This is a genomic window from Streptomyces sp. NBC_00306 (assembly GCF_036169555.1).
GTDB classification, from domain to species: domain Bacteria; phylum Actinomycetota; class Actinomycetes; order Streptomycetales; family Streptomycetaceae; genus Streptomyces; species Streptomyces achmelvichensis.
This window is the reverse complement of record NZ_CP108032.1, coordinates 6,243,554-6,269,442: the sequence shown is the minus strand read 5'-3', so window position 1 is coordinate 6,269,442 and position 25,889 is coordinate 6,243,554. Positions and strand designations below refer to the sequence as shown.

Below are 25,889 nucleotides of genomic sequence, written 5' to 3'. Positions count from 1 at the left end.
GGTGAAGGTATACGCTCCCTACGGAATGTACCCACCTTGTATGCGACGGGTGAGAACGGGGAGGGCCAATGGGCCAGGAGACGGTCGCCGGACGGTTCCGGATCACGGGGATCCTGGGCCGCGGGAACATGGGCGAGGTACACCGGGCCGAGGACCTTCAGGCCGCCCCGGACTCCCGGCACCGGCAGGTCGCCGTGAAGACCGTGCTGCGGAGCCGGACCGGGATCGCCGTCGACGCCTCGGGGGCCGGCAAGGAGATCGACCGCTTCCGCCGTGAAGTGCGGATCATGCGCATGCTCTCCCAGGGGCACCCGAACCTCACCCTGCTGATCGACGGCGGTGTGGACGAGGCGCCGGGCGGAAGCGGACTGCCCTATCTGGCCATGGAGTTGCTGGACGGCCATCCGCTCGCCGACCTCATCGACGAAGAACCCCAGCTGCCGGTCTCCTGGGTCGCCGCCCTCGGGGCGCAGCTCGCCGCCGGTCTTGCCGCCGCGCACACCGCAGGTGTCGTCCACCGCGATCTGAAGCCGGCCAATGCGATGCTGACCCGCGACGGCACCGTCAAGGTTCTCGACTTCGGTATGGGTTCGGTCGTCGACGATCTTGACCAGACGCGGCTGACCAGTACGGGAGTCAGCGTCGGCACGGCTCGCTACATGGCACCCGAGCAGTTCCGTGCCGAGCGGGTCTCCGCGTCGGCCGATCTCTACGCGCTCGGCTGCATCCTGTACGAACTGCTGATAGGGCGGCCGCCGTTCTCCGCGAGAACCCCCTACGAGCTCTCCGAACAGCATCAGCACGAGCGGCCGCCGCGGCTGACCCTGGTGCGCCCGGATCTGCCTGCCGAGCTGGTCCGGCTGGTGGACCGCCTCTTGGAGAAGGACGCCGAACTCCGGCCCGACAACGCCGCCTTGGTCCGCGAGACGCTGGTCCCGCTCGCCTTCGCACCGGACGACACGGCCGCCCTGCTGTCCCCGCACTGGCAGGTCATGGACCCGGTGGCGCGACTGCGCGCCCTCCTCCCCCAGCCCACCCCGGCCGCACCCACGCCCGTGCCGCGCAGAGCGCCTCGTCTGCCCGAGGCGATGGACGTCTTCGGTATCCACTCCGATCTGATCAGCGAGTACGAGAGCTTCACCAGGAGCTCGACGGTGATCCGGGACGCCCGCATCGCCGGCTTCGTCGAGGACGATCTGGCGGCGAAGTCCCAGTGGCCCGACCCCTGGTTGTCGCTGAACCCGTTCTTCGCGGACGGTGGTCAGGTCACCGATCTCGTGCGGGACGGCGTGCTCCACCCGAGATGCGCGGAGATCTTCCAGGCCGACAAGAAGGAGAACTCCCCGCGCCCGGACGGGCGTCCGTTGACCTTCCACCTTCATCAACGGCAGGCCATCGAGGCCGCTCAGGCGGGCGACTCCTACGTGCTCACCACGGGCACCGGTTCCGGCAAGTCGCTGTCGTACATCGTCCCGATCGTGGACCGTGTGCTGAAGGAACGTCAGGCGACCGGCCCCGATGGGGGTGGCCGGGTGCGTGCGATCGTCGTCTACCCGATGAACGCGCTGGCCAACTCGCAGTTGGGCGAGTTGGAGAAGTATCTGCGTCACGGCTTCGGAAAGGGCCGGGAGCCGGTCACCTTCGCCCGCTACACCGGTCAGGAGTCCAAGGAGGACCGTCGGGAACTGCGCAAGAACCCGCCGGACATCCTGCTGACCAACTACGTGATGCTGGAGCTGATGCTGACCCGGCCGGACGACCGGTCCAGCCTGATCCGCATGGCCGAGGGGCTCCAGTTCCTCGTCTTCGACGAGCTGCACACCTACCGCGGCCGGCAGGGCGCGGACGTGGCGTTCCTGATCCGCAGGGTGCGTGAGGCCTGCCGTGCGTCCGTGACCCTGCAGTGCATCGGCACCTCGGCGACCATGTCCACCGAGGGCTCCTGGGAGGACCAGCAGCGTGAGGTGGCCAAGGTCGCCGGCCGGTTGTTCGGTACGACGGTGCTGCCGAAGCGGGTCATCGGCGAGACCCTGGTCCGGGCGACCGAGGAGGCCTCCGAGAGCATGCCCGCCGAGCGGCTTCGGGTGCCGGCCGCGCCCCGCTCGTACGACGCTCTGACGAAGGACCCGCTGGCCCGCTGGGTGGAGTCCCGGTTCGGTCTGGAGCGCGAGGAGGGGACGGAACGGCTGCGGCGCCGTGCCCCGGGCACCGTCGAGGAGGCGGCGGCAGAGCTGGCCGCGGCGTCCGGCGTGCCCGAGGAGGCCGTGCGGGAGGCGATCCGGACGACCCTGGAAGCGGGCGCGCAGGCCAAGCATCCGGTGACCGAGCGGCCGCTGTTCGCGTTCCGGCTGCACCAGTTCCTCTCCAAGGGCGACACCGTCTTCACCACGCTCGAGGATCCGCTGACCCGGCCGCTGACCCGCACCTACCAGCTGGAGCAGCCGGACAGCGACGGCAAGCCGCTGTTCCCGCTGGCGTTCTGCCGTGAGTGCGGCCAGGAGTACCTGACCGTCTGGCGGACGGAGGAGAACGGCGCGTTCCGGTACGAGCCGCGCCGCGACACCTCCGCCTCCGGGGGGCGCGCGGGCGAGGGCTACCTGTACCTGGGCATGCCCGGCGAGGACTACGAGTGGCCGGCCGATCCGCAGAAGGCCGTGGACGACCGGCGGTTGCCGGAGTCCTGGCTGGAGTCGGACGCGCAGGGTGTGACGGTCGTCAAGAAGTCCTACCGGCCCCGGGTGCCCAAGCGGGTCGTCGTGGACGCCCACGGCCACGAGTCGGGTGAGGGGCTGGTGGCGGCATTCGTCCCGGCGCCGTTCCTGTTCTGTGTGCACTGCCAGGTCTCCTACGAGCAGACCCGCGGCCGGGACTTCGCCAAGCTGGCCACCCTGGACCAGGAGGGGCGTTCCTCGGCGACCTCGCTGATCTCCGCGTCGATCGTGAAGTCCCTGCGGGCGGTGCCGGAGGAGAGCCTGGGCAAGGAGGCGCGCAAGCTCCTCACCTTCGTCGACAACCGGCAGGACGCCTCGCTGCAGGCCGGGCACTTCAACGACTTCGCCCAGGTGACCCAGTTGCGGGGCGCCCTGTACCAGGCCGCGGCGCGGGCCGGTGTAGAGGGCCTCAGCCACGACGACCTCGCCGAGGCCGTCACCGAGGTGATGGGTCTGACGCCCGCCGAGTTCACGGACGTCGCGAACCTGACCCCGGCCATGGAGCGCCGGGCCGTGAAGGCCTTCCGGGACGTCGTCGGGTACCGCCTCTACCGCGACCTGGAGCGCGGCTGGCGTATCACGATGCCGAACCTGGAGCAGACGGGGCTGCTCAGGATCGACTACGAGGACCTGGGCTGGCTCGCCGCCGCCGACGAGCGCTGGCAGTCCGCGCACGCCGTGCTGCGGGACGCCGATCCGGCGCTGCGCGAGGAGATCGCCCGTACTCTGCTCGATTTCATGCGCCGGGCGCTGGCCATCGACGTCCAGTACTTCCGCGACGACTTCGACACCCTGCAGCGGGCGAGCGAGGAGCGGCTGACCGGGGCGTGGGTGCTGAGCGAGAGCGACCGCCCGACTGTCGGAACCGCCTATCCGTACGGCTCGCGGCCGGGTATGGAACGTTCCGCGCTGTTCCTGTCGGCCCGCGGCAAGTTCGGCAAGTACCTGCGGCGGAACATGCCCGAGCTGCGCGAGGCGTCCGTGACACTGGACGACGTCCAGGGCGTCATCGAGGACCTGTTGAAGGTAATGGTCGACGCCGACCTGGTGCGCGAGGTGGACGCGACCCCCGAGTTCTCCGGCCCTTCCTACCGGCTCCGCGCGGCGCAGAAGCGCACCGGTTACCGGGTGTCGGCCGCGGCGTTGATCTGGCGTGCCGGGAACGGTGAACGCGGCGCGGTCGACCCGCTCGCGCGCACCTACAGCAGTGGCGAGGGCCCGCGCGTCAACCCGTTCTTCCGCGACCTGTACCGCACCGCGGCAGCCGAACTGGCCGGTCTGTACGCACGCGAGCACACCGCCCAGGTCCTCCCGGAGGAGCGGCTGGAGCGCGAGGAGCAGTTCCGAAAGGCAGAACTGCCTCTCCTGTACTGCTCGCCGACGATGGAGCTGGGCGTGGACATCTCCTCGCTCAACGCCGTGCTGATGCGCAATGTGCCGCCCACCCCGGCGAACTACGCGCAGCGCTCGGGCCGCGCGGGCCGTTCCGGTCAGCCCGCGCTGGTGACCACGTACTGCGCGACGGGCAACAGCCACGACCAGTACTACTTCCGCGACTCCCAGAAGATGGTGGCGGGCCAGGTGGCCCCGCCCCGCCTCGACCTGGCCAACGAGGATCTGGTCCGCTCGCATCTGCAGGGCATCTGGCTGGCGGAGACGGAGATGCAGCTCGGCATCGCGATTCCGGAGGTCGTTGATGTCGCCTACGACCCGGACGGGGACGACCGCCCCGATCCGCAGATGCAGCTCCCGCTCCGCTCCGGCATCCTCGACCGGTCCCTGGACGAGGACGCCCGCAGGCGCGCGGCCGCCACCGCCCGTACCGTCCTCGCCCCGCTGATCGCGGCCTTCGAGTCGACCACCTGGTGGTACGACGAGTGGATCGAGGACCGGATCGAGCGGGCCCCGCAGGAGTTCGACGCCGCCTTCGACCGGTGGCGCCAGCTGTTCCGGGCCGCCGTCATCGACCAGTACGAGCAGAACAAACGGGTCGTCGACCACACCCTGACGCAGGGCGAGCAGAGCCGGGCGCGCAGCCGCCGCCGGGAGGCCGAGACCCAGACGAACCTGCTGCTGAACCGCTCCACCGACAGCAAGTCGGTGATGAGCGACTTCAACCCGTACCGCTATCTGGCGTCCGAGGGCTTCCTGCCGGGGTACAGCTTCCCGCGGCTGCCGCTGGCCGCGTACATCCCGCGCTCCGGCAACCGCCGCAACGCCGACGGCGACTATCTGCAGCGCCCCCGGTTCCTCGCGATCCGCGAGTTCGGCCCCGGTGCGCTCATCTACCACGAGGGCGCCCGCTACCAGGTCACGCGGGTGCAGCTGCCGCCGGACGCCTCGGGCGAACTGGCGACGGCGGAGGCCCGGCGCTGCGACGGCTGCGGCTACCACTACGTCGTCAAACCCGGCCTCGACCAGTGCGACATGTGCAAGGAGGAGCTGCGTGGCAAGCGCACCGGCCTGCTCCACCTGCACACCGTGTACACCACGCCGCGCGAGCGGATCTCCTCCGACGAGGAGGAGCGCCGCCGGGCGGGTTTCCGGCTGGAGACCTCGTACGCCTTCCAGGACCACGGCGCCCGCAAGGGACGCCTCACCTCGCATGTGGCCGACGGCGACGGGGCACCCGTTCTCGACCTGGACTACGGCGACTCCGCGACCGTGCGCATCACCAACCTCGGCCGCGTCCGCGACAAGGAGGACGAGCCGGACGGCTATTGGCTGGACCTCGGCGACGGTCGCTGGCTCAACGACCGGGCCGCCGCCGACGCCATCGAGGGCACCGGCATGCCGGTGGTCGACGAGGACGGCAACGAGAAGCGCCGCAAGAAGCGGGTGCTGCCCTTCGTGGAGGACCGCCGCAACATTCTCGTGGTCACCCTGGAGGAGCCGCTCCCCGAGCCGGTGGCGTGGTCGTTCCTGTACGCGCTGGAGCGGGGCATCGAGGCGGCGTTCGAGCTGGAGGACTCCGAGCTGACTGCGGAGCTGCTCCCGCCGGACGAGGGTCCGCGCCGCCGCATGCTGTTCACGGAGGCCGCCGAGGGCGGTGCCGGTGTGCTGCGCCGGATCCAGCACGAGAAGGACGCCCTCGCCAAGGCCGCGAAGACCGCTTTGGAGCTCTGCCACTTCGACCCGGACACGGGCGAGGACGAGGGCGGGCCGACGGACAGCGAGAGGTGCGCGCGCGGCTGCTACGCCTGCCTGCTGACCTACGCCAACCAGACGCACCACCGCCAGCTGAGCCGGCACGCCGCCCGCCCGCTGCTGGTACGGCTGGCCGAGGCCCTCACCGAACGGGAGGACCGCGGTGAGTCCCGCAGCGAACGGTTCCGCAGGCTGGCCCCGGCGAGCACCTCGCCGACCCCGGTGGAGGCGGATCTGGCGGCCCTGGTCGCGCAGGGCGATCTGCTCGGCTGGCTGAGGGCGAAGGGCTACCGGCTGCCGGACGAGGCGAGCGTCCTCGTCCCGGAGGCCGGGGCCTGCCCGGACCTCGTCTTCCGGCTGGACGGCGCCAACCTCGCCGTGTTCGTCGACCTCCCGGGCCGCGCCCCCGACTCCACCCGCGACATCGAGGCCGGGTATCGCCTGGAGGACGCCGGCTGGGACGTCGTGCGGTTCCCGACGGACGCCGACTGGGACACCATCGCGGACACCAACGCCCTCTACTTCCACCTCCGTTGATCGCACCACCTCCGTTGCTCGTCAGCGGCTCCCGACCTTTACGACCTTCGCGACCTTTAGGAACCGAGACATCTCATGAGCCTCACGTACACAGCCGGCTCCCTGGTCGCCGCCCGGGGCAGGGAATGGGTGGTGCTGCCCGAGAGCGCCTCCGACATGCTGGTGCTGCGCCCGCTGGGCGGAAGCGAGGACGACATCGCGGCCGTCTTCCCCGCCTTCGAGGACGTACGGCCGGCCGAGTTCGCGCCGCCGAGCCCGACCGACCTGGGCGATCAGCGGGCCGCCGGTCTGCTGCGCACAGCGCTGCGCATCGGGTTCCGGTCGGGGGCGGGCCCCTTCCGTTCGCTGGCGTCGATCGCGGTGGAGCCCAGGGCCTACCAGCTGGTTCCGCTGCTGATGGCGCTGCGGCAGCGCACGGTGCGGCTGCTGGTCTCGGACGACGTCGGCATCGGCAAGACGGTCGAGGCGGGCCTGATCGCCAAGGAGCTGCTCGCGCAGGGCGAGGCGACCCGGCTGGCGGTTCTCTGCTCCCCCTCACTGGCCGAGCAGTGGCAGGGTGAGCTGCGGGAGAAGTTCGGCATCGACGCCGAACTGGTCCTGGCCTCCACGGTGACGCGACTCGAACGCGGTCTGGAGTTGGGCCAGTCCCTGTTCGACAAGCACCCGTACACGATCATCTCGACGGACTTCATCAAGTCGACCCGGCACCGCGAGGACTTCGTACGGAACTGCCCCGACCTGGTGATCGTCGACGAGGCCCACAGCTGCGTGGCCGCCGACGACGCCGCGCAAGGCACCGCGTCGTCCTCCTCGGCCCCCTCCAACCAGCTCCGTTACGAGCTGCTGCGCCGGATTTCCGCCGACGCCGACCGCCACCTGCTGCTGCTGACCGCGACCCCGCACTCCGGCAAGGAGTCCGCGTTCCGCAACCTGCTCGGCCTGGTGCGGCCGGAGCTCGCGACGCTGAACCTGGAGACCCCGGCGGGGCGGGCGAAGCTTGCCGAGTACTTCGTGGCCCGCAAGCGCGCCGACGTCCGCACCTACCTCACCAAGGAGGACGGTCTCAGCGACGACTCTCTGGCCGAGCGCACCGCGTTCCCGTCCGACCGGTGGACGAAGGACGAGCCGTACAAGCTCAGCCCCGCCTACCGGGCGCTGCTCGACGACGCCATCGCCTACGCCAGGGACCGCGTCCAGACGGCCGGTGAGCAGGGCAAGCGGGAGGCCCGGGTCGCCTGGTGGTCGGTGATCGCGCTGCTGCGCTCGATGGTCTCCTCCCCGGCCGCCGCCGCCCAGACCCTGAAGACCCGCTCGGAGTCCGCCGCCGCCCGCACCGCGCAGGAGGCGGATGTGCTGGGCGCCCCGGTCGCCGCCGACTCCGCCGAGAACGATCGCCTGGAGGGCATGGACGTCGCTCCGGGCGCCGCCGAGTCGGAGGAGGCGGGTGCCCGGCTCCTCGAACTCTCCCAGCGGGCAGCGGAGTTGGTGGGCCCGACAGAGGACGCCAAGCTGAAGGCGCTCACCAAGCACCTGAAGAGCCTGATCGCCGAGGGCTACCACCCGATCGTCTTCTGCCGATACATCCCGACCGCCGAGTACCTGGCCACCCAACTCGACGGCAAGCTCGGCAAGAAGACGAAGATCGCCGCGGTGACCGGCACTCTCTCCCCGCAGCAGCGCCTGGAGCGCATCGAGCAGCTCGCCGCCGAATCCGCCGAGGAAGCGGGCGATCCCGCCGTCCGCCGCGTGCTGATCGCCACCGACTGCCTCTCCGAGGGCGTCAACCTCCAGCACTACTTCGACGCCGTCGTCCACTACGACCTGGCCTGGAACCCGACCCGCCACGACCAGCGCGAGGGCCGCGTCGACCGGTACGGCCAGAAGCGCGACCAGGTCCGGGTCATCACCATGTTCGGCGAGGACAACGGCATCGACGGCAAGGTCCTGGAGGTGCTGTTCGCCAAGCACCGGCAGATCAAGAAGGACCTGGGCATCTCGGTCTCCGTCCCCGACGAGACGGCTTCCGGGGTGACGGACGCCGTGGTCGAGTGGCTGCTGCTGCACGGCCGTCAGGGCAGCCAGGAGAGCCTGTTCGAGCTCGAAAGCCACCAGGAGTCCTTCGACCGCATCGAGCGCGAGTGGTCCTCGGCCGCCGAGCGGGAGAAGACCTCCCAGTCCAAGTACGCCCAGCGCAGCATCCATCCGGAGGAGGTGGCCCGCGAGGTCGCCGCCGTACGGGCCGCGCTCGGCGGCGCCGACGAGGTGCGCGACTTCGCCCTGGAGGCACTGCGCGACCTGGACGCCCTGGTCCGCGACCCGCGTGACGGGAATGGGGACTTCACCGCCCAGGCCGGCGGCGCTCCCGCCGGCCTGCGCGACGCGCTCGCCGCCACCCTCGGCGGTCGGCTGATCGAGGAGGACCGGGAGATCCCGTTCCGAACGACACCGGCGGTGGGCCGGGGCGAGGCCGCGCTGGTCCGCACCGACCCGGCGATCGGCGCGATCGCCTCGTACGTCCTGGACTCGGCGCTGGACGCGAACACTCCCGGCCCGCGCCCGGCGCGCCGCTGCGGTGTGGTGACGACGGACGCGGTGACGATCCGCACGACGCTCCTGCTCGTCCGCTACCGCTTCCACCTCACGCTGCCGTCCCGCACCGGCGAGCGGCAACTGGTCGCGGAGGACGCCCGGTTGCTCGCGTACGAGGGGATGCCGTCGCGTGCCCGTTGGCTGGATGAGGAGGCGGCCGCCGCGCTGCTGGCTGCGCGGGCCAGTGCCAACACCCATGAGCAGCTCGCCCGCAACCAGATCGGCCGTGCGCTGGACGGTCTGCCGGATTTGGCCGAGCACCTCACGGAGTACGGCACGAGCCTGGCCGCCGAGCTCGACGGCTCGCACCGCCGGGTCCGCAAGGCCAACGAGGAGATCGTCCGCGGCCTGAAGGTCGTCCCCCAGGAGCCCGCCGACGTGCTCGGTGTGTACGTCTACCTGCCGCAGCAGCCCGCTTCTACTGTGTCCGGAGCCGAAGCCTGATGCCCGTCACCGCCACCCGCACCGCCCTGGCCTTCACCGCCGTCACCACGGTCGGCGGGCTGCTCCCCGCCGACATGCTGCTGCGCATCGCCGAGGCGCGGAACCTGCCGGGCACCAAGTCAGCGGACTACGGCCTGCCCGCGTCGGTACCGGTGCGTGATGAGGCCGAGCGTGCGTGGGAGTACCTCAAGCCGCTGTGGCGCGACCTGCGCAAAGCCCTGCCCTCGGACCCGAACACCGGGGCCCCCGCTGCCGACCCGACGGGCCGGGCCGGTACCGACTGGCTCGCGCAGCTCTTCCGGAAGCTGGACTTCGGTGCGCTGACGGAGGTCGGGGCGGGGGGTATTCCGGCCGACTCTGAGCCGGAGAAGCGGTTTCCGGTGTCGCACCGGCATGGTCCGGCGCTCGTCCACCTGACCCCTTGGAACCAGGAGTTGGACAAGCGCCCGGCGGCGGGCCAGGTCCCGGCGCAGTCGATGCTTCAGGACTGCCTGAACCGTACGGAGGCCCACCTGTGGGCGGTCCTCACCAATGGCCGGCGTCTGCGTCTGCTGCGCGACTCGTCGTCTTTCTCTACTGCCGTCTACGTCGATTTCGACCTGGAGGCGCTGTTTGACGGTGAGCTATTCAGCGAGTTCGTGCTGCTGTACAGCTTGCTGCATGCCTCCCGGTTCGCGGTGCCGGAGGGGGCGGCGGCATCTGGGTGTTGGCTGGAGAAGTGGCGTACGGTCGCCATCGAGTCCGGCAGCCGTGCTCTCGACCACTTCCGCGACGGCGTCCAGGCGGCTCTGACCGTCCTCGGCACCGGCTTCCTGAGCCATCCGGACAACATCAACCTCCGCGAAAACCTGGACGTCCATGCCTTCCAGACGGCTCTGTTGCGGCTTATCTACCGCATGATCTTTCTCTTCGTGGCCGAGGACCGGGGCGCACTGCTGGACCCCGACGCTGGCGAGCAAACCGCCGACCGATTCACCCGCTACTTCTCGACGGCCCGTCTCCGCCGTCATGCGCTACGGCGCCTCGGTACCGCGCACGACGACCAGTACCGCGCACTGGAGTTGCTCATCGAGGCGCTGGGCTCCGAGCAAGGTCGCCCCGAGCTGGGCCTGAAGGGACTCGGCGGTCTCTTCAACGGCACCCCGGCGGACGAGCCTCTGCGTGGCGTGCGACTCGCCAACCGCCACCTCTTCGAGGCCGTCAAGCACCTAGCCCGCGTTCGGGACGCCGGTTCCGCCCGGTGGCGGCCCGTGGATTACCAGCGCATGGGCGCCGAGGAACTCGGGTCCGTGTACGAGGCATTGCTGGAGCTGGTGCCGAAGCACAGCGCGGCCGACCGCACCTTCGAACTGGTCGACCGGATCGGCAACGACCGTAAGAAGACGGGTAGTTACTACACGCCGACCCCGCTCACCGAGACCCTCCTCGACTCCACGCTCAACCCGGTGATCGACGATGCCGTCAAGCGCGGGGAGCAGCGTGCAAGCGCCGAGGGGCGGCCCGACCCCGCCGACACGATCGTCGAGGAGCTCCTGTCCCTCACCGTGTGCGACCCTGCCTGCGGGTCGGGGCACTTCCTGGTGGCGGCGGCCCGGCGTATCGCCAAGCGTGTCGCCGCGGTGCGGGAGCGGAACCCCGAGCCAACGGACGGGGCGGTGCGACACGCCATGCACCAGGTCGTCGAGCGCTGTGTGTATGGCGTGGACCTCAACCCCATGGCCGTCGAACTGGCCAAGGTGTCCCTGTGGCTGGAGGCGATGGAGCCGGGACGGCCGCTCGGCTTCCTCGACGCCCACATCAAGCACGGCAACGGCCTGATCGGGGCAACGCCGGCGCTGATGCGGGACGGGATCCCGGACAAGGCCTTCAAGAAGGCCGAGGGTGACGACGAGGGGTGGGCACGGCAGCTCCTCGCCCGTAACGCCCTCGAACGCGAGGGCCAGGGCGGGCTGTTCGAGGTCGAGACGGAAACGAAGGTCGCCAATGGTTCGTTCGCGCGTGGGCTGCGCCGGATCACGGCGGCCCCTGCCAGCGACCTCAAGGACGTCCGCCGCAAGGAGGCCGACTACCGGGACTGGGCGAATTCGGCCGAGTATCTGCGGGCCCTGCATCTCGCGGACGCGTGGTGTGCGGCGTTCGTCTGGGTGAAGAGCGAGGAGGCGCCGCCTGCCGTCACGCACAAGGTGTTCCGAGGGCTGGAGGACCCCGAGGGGGACGCGGCGCCGCAGTCGACGCACGACGAGATCGTGAGGTTGCGGGACCAGTACGCCTTCTTCCACTGGCACTTGGAGTTCCCGGAGATCTTCGCGGTTCCGGAGGACGGGGATGCGTCGGCGGGAGCGGGTTCCGTTGACTCGGGGACGGGGTGGGCCGGGGGGTTCTCTTGTGTGGTGGGGAATCCGCCATGGGACAAGGTCGACTTCGAGGACAAGAAGTACTTCAGCGTGGTAGCGCCTGAGATCGCCGAAATCTCCGGGACGGCTCGGCGTACGCGGATCGTGGAGTGGGAGCAAGAGAATCCTGAAGCCAAGAAGCTATACCGGGAAGCGCGGCGTGCGGTCAAGGGGACGTTCCACTTCGCAGGAGACTCGAGAGTGTTCCCGTTGTGTGCGAAGGGGCTGACGGAGCCAGGTGTCAACTCCCTACAAACCGACACGCTATTCGCAGAGCAGGCTTCCAGTGTGGTAGCACCAGACGGGCGGTTCGGCCTTATCGTGCCGACGGCCATTGCAACGGGTGCGGGCTCCCAACATCTGTTCGCGGATTTCACACGGCGGGGCGCGCTGGCGTCGCTGTACGACTTCGAGGTGAGACGCCCGAAGTCTCCAGCGCTCCCCAAGGGCGGCAAGTGGTTTGACATCGACTCGAAGCAATCGTTCTGCCTGTTGTCCGTGACAGGGCGGGCAAGGCAAGCGGACGTGGCACGCCTCGGGTTTTCCATGTCCGATGTCACAGACATCTACGAGCAGGACCGCGTCGTTACACTCAAACCTGACGACCTGGCCATCATCAACCCCAACACGGGCACCCTCCCCAAGCTGCGATCCCAGCGCGAAGCAGACCTAGTGGTAAAAATCCACCGGCTCATCCCCGTGCTGTGGAACGAAGGAGACCGGCACGGCAACCCCTGGGGCATGTCCTTCAAGAACCTGTTCAACACAACCGACGACTCCGATCTTTACCGCAGTCGCAACAACCTTGAGGCTGAGGGGTGGGAACGCCAGGGCAACATCTTCGAGCGCGACGGCGAACGGATGCTGCCGCTGTACGAGGGCAAGATGGCTCACCTCTTCGACCACCGCTGGAACTCATTCACCGGTACTGGCAGCGAAGACCGGCGCCGCATCAGCACCTCGGAGAAATCCGATGCTGCGGCATGCGCTGAGCCTCGATACTGGGTCCTGGAAGACGGTCCCATTCAAACGGTCCGGCGTGGCAAGGACACCGAGGTGCGTGGCGTCGGCGAACGCCTCGCTATGGCGCATTGGACGCATGACTGGCTGCTGGGATGGCGTGACATCACCTACTTCACCAACGAGCGCACCGCCATCCCCGCGTTCCTCCCTCGAGCCGCCGTCGTTGAGACCTTCCCCCTCATGCTCCCCCGCGTCTCTCCACCGCTGATTGCTGCACTCCTAGCCACGCAGTCCTCTCTGGTCTTCGACTTCGTGAGCCGCCAGAAGATCAGCGACGCGCACATGAAGATCTTCATCTGGAAGCAACTCCCAGTCCCCACACCTACCACCCTCGAACCTCACATCCCCTTCCTCCTCCCCCGCGTCCTCGAACTTGTCTACACGGCGTACGACATGACCCCTCTCGCTCGCGACCTCGACGACGAGGGCGAGCCGTTCCAGTGGGACGAGGACCGACGTGCGCAGCTGCGCGCCGAACTGGACGCCTACTTCTTCCACCTCTACGGGATCTCCCGTGAGGACACCGACTACATCCTGGAGTCTTTTCAGACGGAGTCCGGCGGGCTCAAGAACAACGAGATCTCCGCGTTCGGCGAGTACCGGACCAAACGCCTCGTCCTCACCGAGTACGACCGCATGGCCACCGCCGGCCTGACCCTGGAAACCCCACTCACCGAAGGCGAGTCCGGCACCCACCGCTCCCCCCTCACCCCACCCCCGGGCCACGGCCCCCGGCACCCCGCCTGACACTTCGAAAACGGAGTCACACGAACCCGTACATGCCCAGCCCCGCACCACGCCGCCCGGAAACCACCGTCGAAACGGAGAAACCTCAGTGAGCCCTGACGCCGACCACCTCCTCGACGGCATACCCGCGATGAGCAAGTACGACGAGCAGGTATGGGCCACGCTCAACGGCCACTGGCAGCGCCGCAACAACCGCCGCGGCCTGCCGAACTGGGCGAGCACGGCGCTGAGTCGCACCGGCGAGGCGGCCGGAAAGGCCACCAGACGGGTCGCGGACGCCGTCCCGGACGCTGTCTCGGAACCCGTGCGGCGCGCGGGCGACGCGGTCGCCGACAAGGCCCTGCGACCGGCGCTCGCGGGCGCTGCGGCGTTGCTTGACCTCGTCAACGAGTTCGCCAGGGAGCTCAACGACCCGAAAAACGTCGAGAAGCTCGCCCGCAAACAGGGTCTCGAACTCGAAAGCTTCACCGAACTGCGGAAGCAGGAACTCAAGTTCTGCGACCGGCTGCTGACCCGCAACACCCTCAAGTGGCGGACCGCAGGCGCCTTCGAAGGCGGCGCCATGGGCGTGCTGGCGTTGGTCCCCGTCGCCGGGATCCCCGCCGCGATGACGGCGGACATCCTCGTCGTCCAGGTACTGAGCACGTCGATCGCCTCGCGGATCGCGTACTCCTACGGCTACGACGCCAAGGACCCCGACGAGCAGCTCTTCATCCAGCGCCTGGTACGCCGGTCCTTCATGGCCCAGGCGGCCAAGGCCGAGCCCTTGCGCGACACAGCACGGGCAGCGCACGCCCTCAAGGGACGCGTCAACTGGTCGCAGAAGCTCCGCCAGGACCATCGCCTCGTGGCCGCCCTGGAGAAGCTCATGCAGCAGCTCGGTCCGGCCGGCTCCAGGGTGCCGGTGCAGAACGTCGCCAAGGTCGTGCCGTTCGTTGGGATTCTCGTCGGTGCGGGCATGAATGCCGCGGTCCTCGGCAGAGTGGCCGCCGACGCCCAGCGATACTGCCAGACCCGCTTCCTGTGCGAGAAGTACGGCCTGCCGCTACCGGCCGCACTGGCGACCGACGACGAGGACGACGACCCCCAGGCCGACGCCCCGTGAGTGCTGCGGTGGCGCCTGATCAAAGCGCCACCAACGCGTCTACCACTCCGCTCAGGCATGGTCCACGAACCGCACGAACGACCGCCAGCCCTCACGGCCAATCGCGAAGGCGGGGCGGCTCACGTCTTTGGAGTCCCGTACGTGGACGGCCTGTTCGGCGATCGCGATCTCCACACAGTCGTCGCCCTCGCTGCCGCTGTAGCTGGACTTGAACCAGGCAAGGTCCGTCGTGCCGCTGCTCATAGCTCTCCTCGGAGTCGCTCCAGCAAGGCCCGGGATTCGTTAGGGCTCAGGGCCTGTGAGCGCAGTACTTCATAGCGCTGACAGAGCGCACTCACCTCCTTCGGACCGGAGATCAGCCGCCCGTTCTTCTGCCCCCTCGGAGTACCCGAGCCGCTGCCCCGCCGGGGTCTCCAAGATCCGCACCGGCCCATCCAGACACGCCTGCAACCCACCTTCCAGCGGCACCACCTGAAGCGTCACATTCCGCGGCGCGCTGCGCTCCAGCACATGGTCGAACAGCCCGCGTATCGCCCCCGCGTCCCCGAACCGCTGCCGAAACACATGCTCCTCGACGATGAAACTGAACGATCGCCGATCACTGGGAGACGCTTCCCCACCCACCCAGCGGCAAGACCGTGCGAGCCGAACTGGTCAGCCCGGCCTGAGAGGCTCCCCGACGAATTCCGGCCAACCCGCCTGGTCACGCGTTGACCTTGCCAACACGTCTCCTTACGGTGGTCCCTTGTAGGACGGGGGATCATGGGGGACGACAGACCGTGCAGGTGAATGACACCGGCGAGCCCGACCGGACCGTCACGGCGCGCGCCCTCCTGCTCGATGGCGAACACGCCTTTCTGCGTGCGGAGTTCCGCCTCGTGCGGCCACTTCTCCAGCGGTTCCAGAGCGAGTTCGGCACATCCGACACCGACGACACCTCGATGCGTTACGCCATACTCCGCGCCGCCCTGGCCGCTCGTGCGGGGAACTGGCCGGAGGCAGCCCGATGGTGCCCTGACCGAGACGACCTGGGTTGGGCCGACACAGACATCGTCCACTCCCTTGCGGTGAGTGCCCTGCGCCGGTTGAGCGAAGCGGGACGACACACCGAAGCCAGTACCGCCGCGCTCGCTATCGTCCTGTGGGCACACCTCCTGGACGAGGAGGATCTGGGCGACTTCTACGGGCTCCTCAGCGAACGGCGCGACACCCCCGTACCCGAGGAGCTCTGGGAGGAAGCCCGCCACCATCTGCACGGACGCGTCACCGACCTGCTGCACGCCCTGGACGTCCGAGCCGGCCGCGACACCCTCGCCGCTTGGCGGACGGCCTGGGAGGCCGAGCGCGACGGCCTCGACCCTGTCGTCGTCCCTTCGGCCGCCGACCCCGACGGTCTCATCCCCCTCGGGCTCGCCGCCGGTCATCTCGTACGGCATGGCCGCCGTGTCGACCTCCTCGACGTCTACACCGCGCGCCATCCCGACACGACCGCTTGGACCATGGATGCCCCCGACCACCGGGCTTGTGCCGACGCGCTGTCCCAGGCTCTGGCGGAGCGGGCCCAGGACCGGGTGCGGGCCGGTGAGTGGACTTCGGCGCTCTCGGACTTCAGCACGGCGGCGCGGCTCGGACGCAGCCTCAGGGCCAAGGAACAGCAGGCCGTACTGCGCGCGGCAGCGAACGTCGGGCGGACCAACACCGGTCGCGGCAACTCGCCCGTCACACGGATCCAGGGCCTCGACCTGGCCCATGCGCTCCTGCCACAGGACACCTCCGTGGCCGCCGAGTTGACCGCCGAGCTCGTGCGTCAGGGCCGGCGGGCCTTCAAGAGCGACCCGGCGCAGAGCCGTAGGCGTTTCGCGCGCGCCCTGGACGTGACGCCCGGGGACCGGGACGCCCGGTCGGGTCTCGACGATCACCTGAGAGCGGACCTCGACCGGGGAGACACGATCTGCGTCGACGACGTGCGGGGGCTGCTCGAACGCGACCCGGAATGCGTACAGGCCCGGAAATGGCTCGGGGACCACTACACGGAACTGGCGATGACCACCGCCACTGCCCCCGACACAGACGGCACCCGCACCACCATGGAGTGCCGCGTCGAACTGCTGAGCATGGCCGTGGACATCGCGGACCCTGCCCGGAACAGCCGGGTCAGGGGGCAACTGGACACCGCCGTTCTCCTGCTCGCGGAGTACCTGGAAGCCACCGCGTCCCCGTCGGACGTCATCGAGCTGTTCCTCCGGGATCTGATCCGGACCGGTGTGAGCGCCCGTTTCGATCAGACCGTGGAATCCGCCTACGTGAACCGCGCCCGGGAACGCGAGCGGGCCGGCGATCCGGGCGGGGCGCGGCGCGACCGCGCGTGCGCGGAGCGGATCGGCGCCGGACTGCCCGCCCAAGGCCTGCTCTTCGGCCACAGCCCCGGACTCCACGCCCGCACACCCGGTCAGGACGACACCGGACAGGAAGCACTCTTTTGACCACCGACACATCTGCCGCCCCGGACCACGGGGGCAGCGCACTCCCCCCGATCCCCTGGTTCGGCCCCACGCTTCACGAACTCGTGCCGGGCATCGCGCCGGGCACCCGCACCCAGCCCATGCGCAGGCAGGCGGCACAAGCGCTGGCCAAGGCCCGGCAGGATCCGGTCAGGCACGAGCTCATCGAGCGCGCCGACCAAGCTTCTCGCAATCCCGTCGCCGCGCTCGTCGCCGAAATGCTCACCCCGCCCTTGCCCCCGCAAGCCTCCGAGGAGCGTCCGTGACCGATCCCGCCCCGGCCGTGGCCACCGGCCCGCCGTCCGAACTCGACAAACTGCGGCGCCGGGTCGAGGCGTTGTCCCGCAAGCGCGACGAGGCCGAGGCCCGATTGCGCGACCTGCTGACCGCGCTCCTGCCGCTGGACGACGTCCTCGCGGACACGAGCCGCCGATCCGGTGCCCTGCACGAGGCGCGGTCCCCGCGTGAGGCGGTCTCGGCCGCGATCGCGCTGAGCGAGCAGGTCGACGCGGCGCACCGGATGCTGCGCAGCGAATTGGCCCAGCACGACGTCGTCCCGGTGGACGTGGTGGGCCGGGGCGTCGATCCGGCGGAGATGCGCGTCGTCAGTACGGAACCGCATCCGACCTGGCCGGAAGGCACGGTACTCAGGGAGAAGCTCACCGGCTTCCGCCTGGGCGGCGCCGTCCTGCGGGCCCCGCGGGTGGTGATCGCCGTGCCGGGACCGGCACCGGAGCCCGAGCCCTCGGTCACGATCGCCGCTTCGGGTGGCAAGCGAACTCAGCTGCAGCGCACCACCCGTTCCCAACGGCTCCGCCTGCCACGCAAGCCCTCGGCCGGGCGCGGACGCCGCTCCCGCCGTACCTGACCCGACCCACCAGTACCGCATCGCCCCGTTCGCCTCCGACGCTCCATGACGATCAGGAAGCCCCCTGCCATGCACCGGACTCTCGGTATCGACCTCGGCACCACCAACTCCGTCACGGCCTGGCTGCACGACGGCGTCCCCACCGTCCTGCCCAACCGGCACGGCGATCCGGCCACCCCGTCCGCCCTCGGCATCGACTCGCGCGGCGCCTTGCTGGTGGGGCAGGAGGCCCTCAACTGGCGTGCGGGGGGCCCGAGTTCCGTCATCACCGAGGTCAAGCGGCTGATCGGGCGACGCTGGGACGACGACCTCGTACAGCAGGCGCTCGCCACGCGTCCGGACGACGCGCCGCCAGTGCGGGCCGGAGTCGACGGCTCGGTGGAGATCCGGCTCGGCGAGCACTACCTCTCCCCCGTGCAGGTCTCCGCCGTCCTGCTGCGACGGCTCAAGAAGGATGCAGAGGACACGGCGGGAGTGCCGTTCCGGCGTGCGGTGATCACGGTGCCGGCGTACTTCGCCGAGCCGCAGACCCATGCGGTGCGCGAAGCCGGACGGCTGGCCGGGTTCCATGTGGCACGGATCGTGAAGGAACCGACCGCCGCCGCGCACGCCTTCGGTATCAGGTCGGGAGAGAACGGGACCCCGGATTACGCCACCCTGCTCGTCTTCGACCTGGGCGGTGGCACCTTCGACGTGTCCCTGCTGACGATCGGCCCCGGCTACTTCTCGGTGGACCAGCTGGGCGGGGACAACCTCCTCGGCGGTGCGGACTTCGACGCGCTGCTGGACCGCCACTTGCGCGAGCGGCTCGACGGACGTGACCACAGCGGCGAAGGGGACGCCTCCCGCATCCGGGCCGCCGCCGAGCGCGCGAAGGTCGAACTGTCCGCGCGGGACGTCTTCGACGTGACGCTCGCACCGCTCGGTCTCCAGGGCGGATCCTGGTCGGGGACGGTACGGCGTACCGACTTCGAGAAGCTCCTCACCGAGCACCTCGGCCGGATGCGGGACACGGTCTCGTCGGTGCTGACGGAGAGCGGCTCGCTGCCTGAGGACATCCAGCGGGTTCTCTTGGTCGGCGGCTCCACTCGCATCCCCGCCGTCCGGCGTGATCTTCAGGGACTCTTCGGCGAGGACACGGTGTCGGACGCTGTGGACCCCATGATGGCCGTCGCCCACGGTGCCGCCGTGGAGGCCGGTCTCCTCGACACCCTCGACTGCCCTGCCGAGAGCTGCACCATCGAGGGCATCCCTGTCACCGAGGACGCCTGCCCGTCCTGTGACACCCCGCTCCTCGGTGCCGCCACCGTGGACTGCCCGGGCTGCCACGTCCCTGCCTCCGAACTCACCGCCGTCTGCCCCGTGTGCACCACGGATCTGTCCGGACTGCGGGCTGCCGCCCCGGCGACGCTCCGCACGGAGTGCCCGGAGTGCGGCCGCGACGACAACCCCGCCTCCGCGACCGCGTGCCTGGACTGCGACGCGACGCTGGACCTGGGCGGGCTGAAGTGCCCCGGCTGCGGAATGGTCAACGCCCCCGGTCTCAGCACCTGCTCGTTCTGCGGCGGCGACTTCGGCACCGCGCTTCCCCAGCAGGTCACGGCCCAGCACATCGGCCTTGAGCTGGACGACGGCTCCCTCAAGGTCCTCTTCCCCGGCGGCACCCACTACCCGACCGAATGGCACCGGGTCGACGACCTCGCGGTACGCAGCGACAACGGCGCATCGGTGCGCTTCCAGCTCTGGGAAGGACCGCACCTGCGCTCGGCGCAGCGCAACGAGTTCTGCGGGAGCTTCGTCGACGCACGCACCGAGGGACTCCGCGGAGAGGTGCCGCTCACCGTTCAGGCGAAGCTCGATGCCGACCGGACCATCGCCTTGCAGTACCGCCTCGGCTCCGGCGACTGGCGAGGCGCGGAGCTCCGCCGCAGCTTGGTCTCCACAGGTACGGGCAGGAAGGCAGCCGAACTCCACGACCGCTACGCCCGCTTCCTGGCCGACTTCAAGCACGGCCTGACCGCCGCCGAACTCGACGCCCTCGCCGAGGCCCAGGCCGACTTGGCGGCGCTCGCCAGGGGGGAGACCGTCGGCCGTTCCCTGGACGGGCTCCTGGAATCCGCCCGCACCACCCTGGACCTGTGCACGCGGGCCCGAAGTGCCTACGCGCAGGCGAGCATCGCCTCCCGGAGCGGGCGCGGGCTGCTGCCGCCGCCGCTCCTGGAAGAACTGGGGGAAGCCGCCCAGGCAGTCATGGACGCACGTAAGACCATGGACCCCGACGCCATGCGGGTGAACACCGAACGTGTCGAGGATCTCTGGACCGGAATCGATCCGGCGGTCCGGACCTCCCTCATGACCATCCAACTGGCCGAACAGGACGCCTATCCGGCGACCCTGCGGAAGGAGATCGTGGCCGCCCGCGACGAGCTGCGCAGCGCGGTGGAACGCGGCGATCAGGCGGCTCAGGACGCCCAACTCGTACGCCTCGTGGGCCTCGCCAAGGCAGGCCGCGGCCGGTTTGCGGACGGGAGCAGCCCGCAGTCCGTGGGAAGCGTGCTGCCGACGGAGCGGTGACGTTCTCCGGAATCGTTGTTCACCAACCCAGAGTCCATTGACAGTGTCAACAGGTAGAGTGGAGTCATGTCGCAGCCCGAGCTCCTTTCCGGCACTCCCGAGTTCCGCATCAAGCTCCCCAAGGGCGGTGAGGCGCGCGGGCATCTGCTGGCCGAGTTCGGCGGCAACGGCACGCACAAGTTCCTGCTGCGGGAGGGTTCCCTGGTGGCCGCCGAGGCCTGGCCGGGGCTCGGCGATCACGCCCGCCGCAACCGCGCGGATCTGCGGGCGAGCGGCGGCCTCGTCGACGTGACGGCCGACCCCAACCTGCCACCGGACCAACGACGGTTCAGGGCGGCCCGGGACATCGAGTGCAACTCCTCCTCGGCCGCCGCGGCACTCGTGTACGGCTACGACGCCTCCGGCCCGGAGTCCTGGCGCACCGCGGAGGACCATCCGCTCGCCGACTATCTCTCCACCGGCTGGCGTGCCCCGCGCAAGGCATGGCTGGTGCGCGGCTCCAATGCCTCCGGGCACAACCTGGTACGGCAGTTGTGGCTCACGGAAGGGCTCGTCTCGCTACCGGCCACGCATCTGCCGCCACTTGAGGAGACCGACCCGACCAAGAGCGCACTGCGCCGCTTCGTGGAGGACGGATACGAGGGAGCGGCCTCGTACAACCAGAAGCGGGGCCTCGTCGACGAGCTGCACGCCTTCCTGACCCAGATGCGGATCGGCGACACCGTGGCCACCATCAGCGACGGTCGACTTCACATCGGGCAGCTCACCGGCGACTCCGTGCAGGCCTCGTCGCCGGGCGGCCTGTCCAATCTGCGCAGGACCGTCGCCTGGTTCACACAGAGCCACGCGTACGAGGAACTGCCGGAGGAACTGCAGCAGAAGTTGTCCGTTCAGCATGACGTCGTCGACCTGACCGGCGTCCTCGATGCCCTGGACGTGCTCACCGGACTGGGGAATCTCGTGCCCCCGGAGGCGGCCGACATCACCGGGGAACGGCCGGCGCCCCGGGAGCTGAGCCTGCCGGACATCACCGAGGAACTCGCCGCCGAACTCCTCGTCCACCGCCGCGACTGGCTGGACGAGATGCGGGAACTACTCATCGACGAACGGCAGTTGGTGCTCTACGGCCCCCCGGGCACCGGCAAGACGTACCTGGCGATGAAGCTGGCGGAGTACCTCGGCGGTGGTCCGGAGCAGGTCAAGATCGTGCAGTTCCATCCCTCGTACGCCTATGAGGACTTCTTCGAGGGGTTCCGGCCCGTGGAGGATCCCGAGACACGGGAGGTGGCCTTCCGGCTGACGGCCGGCCCGCTCAGGGAGCTCGCCGATCTCGCCTCCCGCGACGGCAACCGGCACATCCCGCACTTCCTGATCATCGACGAAATCAACCGCGCCAATCTGGCGAAGGTCTTCGGCGAGCTGTACTTCCTCCTGGAGTACCGTACAAAGTCGGTCCGACTCACCTACTCCGGGGACGACTTCGCGCTGCCGTCCAACCTCTTCGTGATCGGCACGATGAACACCGCCGACCGGTCGATCGCCCTCGTGGACGCGGCGATGCGGCGCCGCTTCGCGTTCGTGGAGCTGTCCCCGCGCACCGAACCAACCGCCGGGCTGCTCGCCCGCTGGCTGAAGCGCGAGGGCAAGGACCTGGAGCCCGCCCGCCTGCTCGACGCCCTCAACGCCCGTGTTGACGACGCCGACTTCGCCATCGGACCGTCGTACCTGATGAAGCCGGGCGTGTACCGCGACGGCGGCCTCGAACGGACGTGGCGCACAAAGATCCTGCCGCTGCTGGAGGAGCACCACTACGGCGAGGGCCTCGACGTCGCCGCCCGCTACGGCCTCGACGCCCTGCGCGAGCAGCACCCGTGACACTGCCCATGCCTGAGGTATCGCTGCGCGAGTACGGGCCCGCCGTCTCCGTCGCGCTGGACACCGAGGCCGGACGGGCTCTGGCCGCCTCCGGGATCCTGCAGAGCGCGACCCCCGATCCCGGCCGTGGCGGACACTGGCTGCTGCGGGCGGGCAGCCGCGTCGGCGCCGTGCGCACGGTCGGCGGTCAGGTCGTACGGATCATGCCCAAGACCCCGGTGAGCCGGTTGTTCTTCCTCCTCGGATTCAGCCTCGACCCGGCCCGCGCCTGGCGCGACAGCGGCGAGGGCACCGTCGACACCGGTGCCTACGACGATGTCGTGCCCGCCCTCGCCCATGCCGTGGAGCGGCAGATCGACGGAGCGCTGCGGCAGGGTGTCCTCCAGGGCTACCGGGAGGTCGAGGAGACCGCGCTGGTCGTGCGCGGAAGGCTGCGTGAGGCCGAGCAGATCCGGCGGCACTTCGGCCGTACGCCGCCCGTGGAGATCGCCTACGACGCGTACACCGCCGACACCGCCGAGAACCGCATCCTGCGCGCCGCCACCGAGCGCTTGCTGCGGCTGCCGGACGTTCCCGGTCCTGTCCGGCGGCGCCTGGCTCATCAGCGGGTACGACTGGCTGACGCGCTGCCGTTGATACGGGGGCAGGCGCTACCGCGGTGGCAGCCGCCGTCGCGCCTCAACTCCCGCTACCAGCCCGCGCTTCGGCTGGCGGAAGCCGTCCTGCGCGGTACCTCGCCGGAGCACCGGCCGGCCGGGGCCGACCCGCTCACCGTGGACGGCTTCCTGCTCGACATGAACAAGCTGTTCGAGGACTTCGTGACCGTCGGCCTGCGCGAGGCGCTCAGGGAGCACGGTCTGACCGCGCGCCTCCAGGACCCCCATCACCTCGACGTCGCGGGCCGGGTGGGCATGCGCCCCGACCTTGTCGTTTGCACCGGTGACGGCCGAACCCCGCTCGCCGTCGCCGACGCCAAGTACAAGGTCGAGAAGGCCGACGGGCTCCTCAACGCCGACCTGTACCAGGCCCTCGCGTACGCCACGGTGCTCGGTCTGCGCGAGGCGCACCTGGTGTACGCGGCCGGGCGGCAACCCTTGCGCTACCACGAGGTGCGCGGAACGGCCGTGCGGCTCTATCAGCACAGCCTCGATCTCTCCCGCGAGCCAGAACAACTCCTCACCGTTTTCCGGGAGATCGCCGCACACCTGGCGTCCGGAAGAAGGGAAGTGACCTGATGCCTCGGCTCGCCTTCGCCCAGAGTTTCTGGGACGGCTACGACGCCTTGGAGAAGCCGGTCCGGGCCGGAGTACGCAAGGCCATGGCGAAGTTCCAGGCCATGAGCGCGGCCGAACTCAACGCGGACAAGGGGCTGCACCTGGAGTCCGTCCAGAACGCCCGTGACCCGCGGATGCGGACGATCCGCATCACCGACTTCTGGCGCGGTGTCGTCCTCGCCCCCGACGACGGCAGCGACATGTTCCTCCTGGTCAATGTGCTGCCTCACGACGACGCCTACGCATGGGCGGCGAAGCGCCTGTACAGCGCGAACTCTGCGACGCGCGCCCTGGAGGTCCGCAACGCCGTCGCCCTGGACGAGCTGACACCGCTGTACGAGACGGCCGCGCGCACGGCTCCCCGGCTGCTGTTCGCGGACGTCTCCGACGGCACACTGCGCAAGCTCGGCGTCGACGACCAAGTCCTACGCGCCGCACGATCGTTGGTGGACAAGGCCCAACTGGAGGCTTTCGCCACGCTGTTGCCGGAGGATCAGCTGGAGGTGCTCCAGTACCTCGCCGAGGGCTTCAGCCCGGAAGAGGTCTACCGGGACGTCGTGGCCGTGCGTCGCCCCGCCGACGCGCCCGCCGAACCGGTCGAGGACCTTGCCACGGTGATCACCAACACCTCCGCCCGCATCCGACTGGTCACTGGGCCAAGGGAGTTGGAGGAGATGCTGGCGAAGCCGTTCGCGGCCTGGCGCGTCTTCCTGCATCCCTCCCAACGGCGCGTCGCCTACCGCACGTCGTACGGCGGCCCCGTCCAGGTCACCGGGGGCCCCGGCACGGGCAAGACGGTGGCCGCGCTGCACCGTGTCAAGCATCTGCTCGGCCGCTCCGAGGACGGCCGCATCCTGCTCACCACGTACACGAACGCGCTCGCCGCCGGACTGCGCGAGATGCTCGGTCTACTCCTCGACGAGGACGAGAAGCTGCTGGCACGGGTTGACGTGACGACGGTCGACGCCTGTGCCAACGGCGTCGTGCGCACCCACTCGGCGACCGCGCCCAAGCCGATCGGGGACCGGGAGCAGCGGCAGTTGTGGGAGAAGGTGGTCAAACAACTGGATCTGCCGTTCACCGCCCGGTTTCTGGCCCAGGAGTACCGGCACGTCGTACTCGGCCAGAACCTCCGCGACGTCGACGCCTACCTCGGCGCGAGCCGGCGTGGCCGCGGCACCGGTCTCGGGGCCGGGCGCCGCCGGGAGGTGTGGAGGGGCGTGGAGGGGTTCGAGCAGTTCCTGCGCGACCGCGGCGAGACAACGCACCTGGGCATCTGCGCCCGTGCGGCGGAACTCCTCGCCGACGGGCCGGCTCCTTACGCCCATGTCGTCGTGGACGAGGCACAGGACCTGCACCCCGCGCAGTGGCGGGTGCTGCGTGCCGCCGTCTCCCCCCGCGCCGACGACCTGTTCATCACCGGTGACCCGCATCAGCGGATCTACGACTCCCGGGTTTCGCTGGGCTCGTTGGGCATCGCCTCAGTCGGCCGCAGCTTCCGGTTGCGCGTCAACTACCGCTCCACGGAGGAGATCCTGGCCTGGTCGGCCCGCCTCCTCGCGCCCGTCACCGTCGACGCGCTCGAGGGTGAGGGGACGGACTCGCTGGCCGGGTACCACTCGCTGCTCCACGGCGGCCGCCCTCGGGTGCGGGGGTACGCCACCCGGCAGGAGGAGACGGAAGCGCTGGTGGAGCGGGTGCGTGCCCTGGTCGCCGAGGGTTTCGCGCCGCACGAGATCGGTGTGTGCGCGCGCTTCAACCTCGCCCTGGACGCGGCCGAGGAAAAGCTGCAGGCCGCGGGGATTCCGGTGCTACGGGTCAAAGGGCAGGTCACGCAGGGATCCGACGGCGTGCGGTTGGCGACGATGCACGCGATGAAGGGGCTGGAGTTCCGGGCCGTGTCGGTGCTCGGTGTAGCCGAGGGCACCGTCCCGTTCGCCCGTGAGATCACCCCGCGTGAGGCGGACCCGCTCCAACATGACGCCGATCTGCTCCGTGAGCGCTGTCTGCTCTTCGTCGCCTGCACACGCGCTCGCGAGACCCTGAAGGTGACGTGGAGCGGGACCGCGAGCCCCTTTCTCCCACCCGTCGACTGACCAGC

At 69.8% G+C, this 25,889-nt stretch carries 12 protein-coding genes and 1 pseudogene; 11 read left to right on the top strand and 2 right to left on the bottom strand.

Features of this window, described 5'->3' with window-relative positions:
- Window positions 1-68 precede the first annotated feature (68 nt).
- From OHA05_RS27925 to OHA05_RS27910, 4 genes are all read left to right on the top strand, one after another.
- On the top strand, window positions 69-6,395 hold the full coding sequence (locus OHA05_RS27925) for a protein kinase domain-containing protein (protein WP_328862028.1): 6,327 nt from the start codon (window positions 69-71) through the stop codon (window positions 6,393-6,395).
- A gap of 75 nt (window positions 6,396-6,470) precedes the next feature.
- A complete protein-coding gene (locus tag OHA05_RS27920; RefSeq protein WP_328862027.1) occupies window positions 6,471-9,428 on the top strand; it encodes a DEAD/DEAH box helicase in 2,958 nt (985 codons plus the stop codon).
- Entirely contained in the window at window positions 9,428-13,591 is a 4,164-nt protein-coding gene (locus OHA05_RS27915) for an Eco57I restriction-modification methylase domain-containing protein (RefSeq protein WP_328862026.1), read from the top strand. Before OHA05_RS27920 ends, OHA05_RS27915 begins: the two co-directional genes overlap by 1 nt.
- Window positions 13,592-13,679: 88 nt before the next feature.
- A complete protein-coding gene (locus tag OHA05_RS27910) occupies window positions 13,680-14,696 on the top strand; it encodes an EcsC family protein (RefSeq protein ID WP_328862025.1) in 1,017 nt (338 codons plus the stop codon).
- 51 nt (window positions 14,697-14,747) lie between these two features.
- On the opposite strand, the gene OHA05_RS27905 is transcribed toward OHA05_RS27910, so the two are convergent.
- Window positions 14,748-14,939 (bottom strand): DUF397 domain-containing protein, encoded by a 192-nt coding sequence (locus OHA05_RS27905; protein ID WP_328862024.1) that lies wholly within the window; start codon window positions 14,937-14,939, stop codon window positions 14,748-14,750.
- Window positions 14,936-15,284: pseudogene (locus tag OHA05_RS27900) on the bottom strand (DUF5753 domain-containing protein); the annotation flags it as partial. The pseudogene OHA05_RS27900 and the gene OHA05_RS27905, both read right to left, overlap by 4 nt.
- A 191-nt stretch (window positions 15,285-15,475) precedes the next feature.
- On the opposite strand from OHA05_RS27900, the gene OHA05_RS27895 reads away from it, so the two are divergent.
- The 7 genes from OHA05_RS27895 to OHA05_RS27865 all read left to right on the top strand — a co-directional run bounded on the left by OHA05_RS27895 (window position 15,476) and on the right by OHA05_RS27865 (window position 25,884).
- Window positions 15,476-17,179, top strand: a complete 1,704-nt coding sequence (locus OHA05_RS27895) for a hypothetical protein (RefSeq protein ID WP_328862023.1) — start codon at window positions 15,476-15,478, stop codon at window positions 17,177-17,179.
- Window positions 17,176-17,463: a hypothetical protein gene (locus tag OHA05_RS27890; protein ID WP_328862022.1), complete on the top strand. Its 288-nt coding sequence runs from the start codon at window positions 17,176-17,178 to the stop codon at window positions 17,461-17,463. Before OHA05_RS27895 ends, OHA05_RS27890 begins: the two co-directional genes overlap by 4 nt.
- The gene (locus OHA05_RS27885; protein WP_328862021.1) at window positions 17,460-18,065 is read left to right on the top strand and encodes a nucleotide exchange factor GrpE; all 606 of its coding nucleotides are present in this window, start codon (window positions 17,460-17,462) and stop codon (window positions 18,063-18,065) included. Before OHA05_RS27890 ends, OHA05_RS27885 begins: the two co-directional genes overlap by 4 nt.
- Window positions 18,066-18,134: 69 nt before the next feature.
- A complete protein-coding gene (locus OHA05_RS27880) occupies window positions 18,135-20,639 on the top strand; it encodes an Hsp70 family protein (protein ID WP_328862020.1) in 2,505 nt (834 codons plus the stop codon).
- 66 nt (window positions 20,640-20,705) lie between these two features.
- Window positions 20,706-22,514, top strand: a complete 1,809-nt coding sequence (locus OHA05_RS27875) for an AAA family ATPase (RefSeq protein WP_328862019.1) — start codon at window positions 20,706-20,708, stop codon at window positions 22,512-22,514.
- Window positions 22,515-22,522: 8 nt separating this feature from the next.
- Window positions 22,523-23,749 carry an McrC family protein gene (locus OHA05_RS27870; RefSeq protein ID WP_328862018.1) on the top strand — a complete coding sequence of 409 codons (1,227 nt, stop codon included), beginning with the start codon at window positions 22,523-22,525 and terminating at the stop codon, window positions 23,747-23,749.
- On the top strand, window positions 23,749-25,884 hold the full coding sequence (locus OHA05_RS27865; protein ID WP_328862017.1) for a UvrD-helicase domain-containing protein: 2,136 nt from the start codon (window positions 23,749-23,751) through the stop codon (window positions 25,882-25,884). The genes OHA05_RS27870 and OHA05_RS27865 overlap by 1 nt, the downstream gene beginning before the upstream one ends.
- Window positions 25,885-25,889 lie beyond the last annotated feature (5 nt).

Excerpts from the sequence above, each read along its gene's own strand:
- OHA05_RS27925 (WP_328862028.1), top strand. The coding sequence starts at position 69 with ATGGGCCAGGAGACGGTCGCCGGACGGTTCCGGATCACGGGGATCCTG.
- OHA05_RS27920 (WP_328862027.1), top strand. The coding sequence starts at position 6,471 with ATGAGCCTCACGTACACAGCCGGCTCCCTGGTCGCCGCCCGGGGCAGG.
- OHA05_RS27915 (WP_328862026.1), top strand. The coding sequence starts at position 9,428 with ATGCCCGTCACCGCCACCCGCACCGCCCTGGCCTTCACCGCCGTCACC.
- OHA05_RS27905 (WP_328862024.1), bottom strand. The coding sequence starts at position 14,939 with ATGAGCAGCGGCACGACGGACCTTGCCTGGTTCAAGTCCAGCTACAGC.
- OHA05_RS27880 (WP_328862020.1), top strand. The coding sequence starts at position 18,135 with ATGCACCGGACTCTCGGTATCGACCTCGGCACCACCAACTCCGTCACG.
- OHA05_RS27875 (WP_328862019.1), top strand. The coding sequence starts at position 20,706 with ATGTCGCAGCCCGAGCTCCTTTCCGGCACTCCCGAGTTCCGCATCAAG.
- OHA05_RS27870 (WP_328862018.1), top strand. The coding sequence starts at position 22,523 with ATGCCTGAGGTATCGCTGCGCGAGTACGGGCCCGCCGTCTCCGTCGCG.
- OHA05_RS27865 (WP_328862017.1), top strand. The coding sequence starts at position 23,749 with ATGCCTCGGCTCGCCTTCGCCCAGAGTTTCTGGGACGGCTACGACGCC.